Raw genomic sequence first — 6,539 nt, forward strand, 5'->3', positions numbered from 1 at the left:
GTGACGAGCCTCAAGTCGGCCAAGCAGGGCAGGGAAGAGACGATAGTGGCGCAGGTGGGCTACGACAAGGACGGGCACGCCATATACACGCGCATGGGCAACGGCACGGAAAGCACGTACGCCTACGACCGCCAGCGCGAACGGTTGCAGGTATGCTGCTAACGGCCGACGGGGACAGCATCATGCAAACGCAATATAAATACGACCCCGTGGACAATATTTTTGGACTAACCAACGTTATTACACCAAAGGCGCCGACCACCCCACCGCCCCCTCGCAGATAGGGCACGAACGTTACGCCTACGACGCCAACGGCAACCCCACGCTCGTGGAGGACGACAGCCTGAACACGGAGCGGCGCATGGCGTGGGACGAGGAGAACCGCCTTATGGCCCTGTCTGACAACGGCAAGTAAAATGCCACAACTCGATGGTAGCGATTATTCTGGCTACAAAGAAGGGCAAATAAAAGATCCACAAAAAATACCTTTAACGAAATGATCATGACAAAAAAAATATACTTGATAATCGTACTGTTAATCTCTATTACCTATTGCAATGCCCAATGTAAGAAACTGTATGAAACAGAGTCGATGGAAACCATTGTGTCTAGCAGAAAAAAAGCGGATAGACTCTTAGAGCTATTTAGAGAAAATGCTCCTAAGGTATTATACTCTTTGGAGGATTGCTATTATTATCTGATAATTAAAGCTTCTCCACATAGTAAAGAGTATTATATAGCTTTAGACAGCCTTGGTGAAATACGAGTATTGTATCTATTGTCGGAAAGGACTAAAACCGCGAAACAAAAGAAATATGAGAAACTATTATTAGAGGCTGGCTCCATATTTGAACCTACCTATTATAAAGAAGTGTCCCGAACCGTAGAAACAAGAATTGCTTTAGGAAGACCGTCCTACTTCGTGATGAAAGATGCTAGTGGAAAACGGTTTGGTGAGTTCTGTCTTTCTACATTAACTGTACCACTACCAATAAATCAAGCCTTGTTGACTTACCTAATCAATCGTTTGTCTGAAGAAATATATAAAGATACTAAAAGTGTGAATCGAGTTAAGAACAAAGACAATCCGAATTATTGTAATGAAGGCAAAGCCAATTCGCGTCTTGCTCAATAGTTTGTTTACAAATTAGACAAAGGGGGGGTAAAGAAAGATGAGAATAATTAAGTGTTTGATATTGTTAGTGTTGCAAAGTGCTACGTGTCATTTAAATGCCCAGTCGATTAAGGAATGTTTAAAAATAGACTCGGTGCAGACAATATATGATATAGGTAGTTCTGTGTCCTTTCACTTCAGCAATAACAGTGAAGAGGATATTTATATATCTATATCTTTAGAAAAAAGAGTAGATGGAAGGTGGTTTATATTCGCCCAAGATATTTTCCATGTTCCAAACACTTATAAGGTGCAAAATGTTATCGTATTAAAAGGGCGTGAGGTGAATAGGAAAGAAGAGTGGGGAATTAAGGGTGTCAAGTATAAGAAAAAAAGTGAAAACGTATATAGGTTTAAATACAATATCGGTAGAAAACTAAATAAGCTGTCCTATATTGAGTATTCAAATATATTTCATATAAAGAACTAGGAATGTGCTAAAATAGGAATAAAGTTTCTGGCTGCATGAAAATTCTAAACAGTACGTTTCGAACACCGCTCTCTCGGCACGCACGCTGCACCAAGCGCTACGTCACGTCTGGCATTTCGCCCGGCCCGCCCGTGCAGTGGGACAAGGCCGAAGACTCCGACGACGTGCAGCCGGGTTACGGCCGCGTGCCTACCGACACCACATACCACGAGGACATCTTCTTCTACCACTCCGACCACCTCGGCAGCACCTCTTATATCACCGACGCCAAGGGCAACGTCGCCCAGTTCGACGCCTACCCGCCCTACGGTGAGCTACTCGTGGACGAGCACTCGTCCACCGAGGAGATGCCATATAAGTTCAACGGCAAGGAATTCGATGAGGAGACGGGACTGTATTACTATGGTTCTAGATACATGAACCCGAGGACGAGTTTGTGGTATGGGGTGGATAGGTTAAAGGAGAACTATCCTGAACTAGGAAGCTATACATACTGTGCTGATAATCTTGTCAAATTTGTAAATCCAGATGGAAACATAGCACTCATAGACAATGCTATTGGTGCCCTTATTGGAGCTAGTTTAGAAATAACAACACAAATGGTTGCCAATCTTGTTGTTGGTAATGGCATTACTGATATTAACTGGGGAAAAGTTGCTGTAGCAACTATTGAAGGAACAATTACAAGTGGCGCTAGCAATACAGTCCGTTTTGTTACAAAAACAAGCGTTGCTGCTAATAGCCTTATGGACAATTATGATAAGGGAATTATAGAAATTGTAAAAGGAACTGCGGTAAATCTGGCTGCAGGTGCTGTTGGCTCAAAAGCATCAAAACTAGCTAAAGGATTTGGAAATAAAACAACTGAGAAAATATCAAATAAAATGATTAGCAGCAAGACCTCTCTTACCAAGACAGGTAAGAAAATAACAAAAGTAAATAATAAAAGAGCCAAGACTATAACCACTAATATTCAACAGGCGCAAAAAGCTGTTGCCAAAGAGGTGAAGAAATCTCCTCAAACGGCGGCTGATAAGATTGTATCTAATGTGATAGAAAGTCAAGGTGAGACAAATAAAAATAATAAAACAGACAAAAGATGAGAGATTTCATAGGTAGATTGCTTGTTTACGCTTGTGTGGGTTGGATTCTTTACCACGTTGTACTTTATTTCGTTGGTAATTTCCTACTAAGAATAAATGGTGTTAAGACGTATGCAGTTATTACAGCAGAACCATCTAGTTACGCACGCCGCTATACGAAAGTTTATTACATGTATTCATTTTCATATAATGGAAATGAATATAAAGGAAATTCTTTGATAAATAGCTCTACAGGAAAACCAGGTGATAGTATTGAGGTTGTTTTCCTTGAAGCCTACCCTAGCATAAATAGGCCTACCAGTTTTTTTAAGTAACAGAACTACTAGATTTACAAACATATAGACAAAGCAAGTAAATATTTAAAATATATGGCGAAAAGTATATTCCACAATATATTAAGGGAGGTAATGAAATCACATTCTAGACTGATAACCTTGGTTGTCATGGCACTGGTTGCATTTTCGTGCGCAGAAGAGAGAGATCTCACAGATTTAATCTGTGGAGACAACTCTAAATTGTGGTATGTAAATTTTGATGCGAGAGACAAGTTACAAATGTGCTTTTACTTTAACAGGGATAGGACATGGAAGATCTTAGAGCGAGACTTACAAGGAAATCTATCTAAATACGAACAGCACGATCATCTTTGGCCAGAATATTGGATTTTAAAGGATGACTCGGTAATATCGTTAGGTGGGACAGAGTATAAAATCCATGAAGTCAATCCCTCTTTGTTGATACTTCATGTTGACACGACAAAAATAACTTTGCAGCTAGTAAACCAATGAATTCTTTAATCATACGGTGCACCGCAAGACCTCACTTTGGCTACGCCGACTTCAGGCTGCGCCTCGGAAAAACGAGCAAGCTCCTTTTCGCTCGACTTGCACTGAAGTTCCACGAGACGGAAGACAACACCATCTATCTCGCCCCATACTCGGCGTTACGCGCCGGCGTTTCACCAAACACTATTTCATCGGCGACAGGCGCGTGGCCTCCAAAATCGGTGTGGGCATATTCCAAAACGCCTACGGCCACGGCGCGAACCTCATCACGGCAGGATAGTAATCAAAATCTGGGTCAAAAACTGGTGTAAAAGTTAGTGCCATTTTAGGTGTTGAAATTGGAATAGATTTAAAAAAATATGGAATGTGGTTAAAAATGCTTTTTAGTAAAATATATCTAGCAGCACTTTCTATTGTCTTCGTTGTGACAATTGTATTGTTGTCTATTTGTGGCATACTGACTTTGTACAAGATGTTACAATCTTATGTTATTGCTGGCTCCATAACCTCAATGATGGACGTGATTACCAAATATGGTGTTCTTATCCTTCTTTTTCAATTCACATCCCATTTTGTATTGGTGTTTATTATGGATCATCATTTGTTGTTAAAAAAAATAACAGCTTTAATTATTCAATATAGAGCAATTACATATTTCCTTGTTTACAGTTCATTAGGTATGTTCTCAACACATCTGCTTCTATTCTATTTAGGAAATGAAGCATATAGAAATACAACAGAGAGGTATTATGGGAATACCTTAACATATTGTGCTCGATTTCCTTTATTGAATGTCTTAGTCTATGGTAAGATATTAATCTTGTTGCATCGTAAGGGGTATAGAGTTAAAGTAGCGAAATTAGTGTTGCTGTATTTTACAGGAAGATTAGCGTATTTCCTTTTATGCGAGAAAGAAAATAAAATGATGCCGAAATTGGATTATTAAATTGGCAGACACAGCTGCTAACAAAATACATGGGTTCAGTTTCATAGAACTACGAATTGTCCTACGAGTACGGCGACGCGCCCCCAAAAGTCGGTGCAAGCATATTCCAAAACGCCTATGGACATGGCGCGAACGTCGTAACCGCCGGACAGAAAGACTATCAGATGCGTATGATGCAGATAAAAAAACAACACGAGGACTACTACCGCAAGCTGGGCACGCCCCTGGGAGTGCCCAAGATGAAGGGCGTCACGGCCGATCCCGAGAACACGCACGAGGGTTACAATACTGTCATCAAGGGGTTGGGCGGCCACTGTGTGCCCGACGTTTGGAAACAACGCCCTAAACGCAATATTGCACTCCGACAAGAAAAAACAAATGGATTAATTCAATTGTATATGGTAAGCATTATGAATACAAACGCAAGGGCTTATGGCATGTGTACATGAATGGTAAACCGCTTAAAGATATAAATGGAAAGCCAATACTTTATAATTACAATGCACAGCCGGGGACAAAAGGTTTTGATTACAAACTCAATAAAAAACAAAGAAATGATATGTACAGTGAAACATGTTTTATTAATCGTTATCATGGCTGTTTTTTGCAGCTGTGGAAGTAGAACAAGTAAATCAAGTGAAAATGTTCGTAAGAATATTTCATCTATGAGGTATAGGAGGTATGCAACAGAAGATTCAGCAATCGCTCTTGACGTTTCTATGCTTCCTGGCGCGATGTGGGATGATGGCACGCTATTTTATGTTCAAAGTAGGAGATATTACAACCTTTCCGACAAGGAGATTGAAACAATAAAAACAATCCTTTCGACTAAGCAGAAGTGGCAGGAGGTCGGCTCGAAAGTTCCTACCTTAAACATAAGTGTGTATTATAGACAATACCTAGCATATAGGAAACAGGGACACATCTATGTATTGGTAAACCTATATAAATACTATTATATGGTATTCTTGGGCAATGATGTGCTAGGAGTAGGCGCTCCCCAAAAAGGGATAACAATCATTTCTCTGGCTAATGATAGAAGTCGGAATAAGTACGATAATGTGACAATTCTCTTAGACCTCTCTCGAAAGCGGATTTTGGAAGTTCATGACATCTAGGAACGATAAGAAGATTCTGTATTTTAGCTCGGTTCGTGAGCTGTATGGAACTAACTGTGCACCACAAGGCCTCACCTCTGACTGCGCCTCGGAAAAACGAGCAAGCTCCTTTTTCGCTTGGCTTGCACTGAAGTTCCACGAAACGGAGGACTACACCATATACCCCGCACCCATACTCAGCGTTACGCGCTTAGCCTCCGAAATCGGTGTGGGCATATTCCAAAACGCCTACGGCCATGGCGCGAACGTCGTCACGGGCAGGTAGAGGAAGTATGGGTTCGAGTTCAGGTATGGCAGGTTCTAGTGTAGAATCTAGCGTCAATCGTTCAATTAGTGGAACTTCTTCAAGTGAAAATAATTCAGGCTCATTCGGAAGTGGCAGCAAAAGTAGTAGCCAAGATTGTAATAGATAAATATGAAAAAAATAATATTGATATATATTGCCGTTTTTGGCATTTGGTTTGTAATATATGGTATTTCAATTTGCAGTCAGTATGTAGCATTGAAATATGAGATAGAAACAATAGATAATGTGGTAGTTATAAACCGAGTATATGAAATAGTAAATATGTCAACAATAATAAATCTAGTATGGTTTGTATTAAGTGCCATATTGTTTGTTATCTTTGTAGTCCAATATAAACAGAGAAATAAAAAACAAACGGACGAACGAATAATTAAGAGCCACGGCGAATAGGAGGGTGTGCATGTCAACGACGCGCCACAAGGTCTTATCGCTGGCTACACCGACTTCATGCTGCGCCTCGGAAAGAGGAGCTTGCTCGTTTTTCCGAGGTGCAGTATGAAGTTCCACGTGCGGAACACTTAGGCATACCCTATATTACAAAATCCGTAATGACAACAGAAGCAAAAGATGGGAAAAAGCCAAATAACCCTTTTTCTTTAGGTGAAGTAGTTATACCTGCTTCTTACCCCAAGAATGTAAAGTCAACAAATGATAACAATGATAACAAAAAGAATAA

At 40.5% G+C, this 6,539-nt stretch carries 5 protein-coding genes and 5 pseudogenes; all 10 read left to right on the forward strand.

What is annotated here, in order from left to right; translation table 11 throughout:
• Nucleotides 1-412, forward strand: a pseudogene (locus tag BN93_RS18830) (RHS repeat-associated core domain-containing protein); the annotation flags it as partial.
• Between the two features lie 180 nt (nt 413-592).
• Nucleotides 593-1,135, forward strand: a complete 543-nt coding sequence (locus tag BN93_RS15420; protein WP_157462910.1) for a hypothetical protein — start codon at nt 593-595, stop codon at nt 1,133-1,135.
• A gap of 133 nt (nt 1,136-1,268) precedes the next feature.
• The gene (locus BN93_RS15425; protein WP_232211213.1) at nt 1,269-1,604 is read left to right on the forward strand and encodes a hypothetical protein; all 336 of its coding nucleotides are present in this window, start codon (nt 1,269-1,271) and stop codon (nt 1,602-1,604) included.
• 104 nt (nt 1,605-1,708) lie between these two features.
• Nucleotides 1,709-2,137: pseudogene (locus tag BN93_RS17190) on the forward strand (RHS repeat domain-containing protein); the annotation flags it as partial.
• A 566-nt stretch (nt 2,138-2,703) separates the two neighbouring features.
• Nucleotides 2,704-3,021: a hypothetical protein gene (locus BN93_RS17805; RefSeq protein WP_139145583.1), complete on the forward strand. Its 318-nt coding sequence runs from the start codon at nt 2,704-2,706 to the stop codon at nt 3,019-3,021.
• Between the two features lie 575 nt (nt 3,022-3,596).
• Nucleotides 3,597-3,769: pseudogene (locus BN93_RS19150) on the forward strand (RHS repeat-associated core domain-containing protein); the annotation flags it as partial.
• 87 nt (nt 3,770-3,856) lie between these two features.
• The gene (locus tag BN93_RS18160; RefSeq protein ID WP_019189189.1) at nt 3,857-4,438 is read left to right on the forward strand and encodes a hypothetical protein; all 582 of its coding nucleotides are present in this window, start codon (nt 3,857-3,859) and stop codon (nt 4,436-4,438) included.
• 86 nt (nt 4,439-4,524) lie between these two features.
• A pseudogene (locus tag BN93_RS15450) lies at nt 4,525-4,791 on the forward strand (RHS repeat-associated core domain-containing protein); the annotation flags it as partial.
• A 120-nt stretch (nt 4,792-4,911) separates the two neighbouring features.
• Nucleotides 4,912-5,556: a hypothetical protein gene (locus BN93_RS16335; protein WP_232211214.1), complete on the forward strand. Its 645-nt coding sequence runs from the start codon at nt 4,912-4,914 to the stop codon at nt 5,554-5,556.
• 52 nt (nt 5,557-5,608) lie between these two features.
• Nucleotides 5,609-5,812, forward strand: a pseudogene (locus BN93_RS17810) (hypothetical protein); the annotation flags it as partial.
• Nucleotides 5,813-6,539: the final 727 nt, after the last annotated feature.

Source organism: Prevotella conceptionensis 9403948, assembly GCF_000312305.1.
Lineage (GTDB): Bacteria > Bacteroidota > Bacteroidia > Bacteroidales > Bacteroidaceae > Prevotella > Prevotella conceptionensis.

Bases quoted from the DNA above. Each gene is read 5' to 3' on its own strand.
- BN93_RS16335 (WP_232211214.1), top strand. From the start codon at position 4,912: ATGGAAAGCCAATACTTTATAATTACAATGCACAGCCGGGGACAAAAG.
- BN93_RS15420 (WP_157462910.1), top strand. From the start codon at position 593: ATGGAAACCATTGTGTCTAGCAGAAAAAAAGCGGATAGACTCTTAGAG.
- BN93_RS18160 (WP_019189189.1), top strand. From the start codon at position 3,857: ATGTGGTTAAAAATGCTTTTTAGTAAAATATATCTAGCAGCACTTTCT.
- BN93_RS17805 (WP_139145583.1), top strand. From the start codon at position 2,704: ATGAGAGATTTCATAGGTAGATTGCTTGTTTACGCTTGTGTGGGTTGG.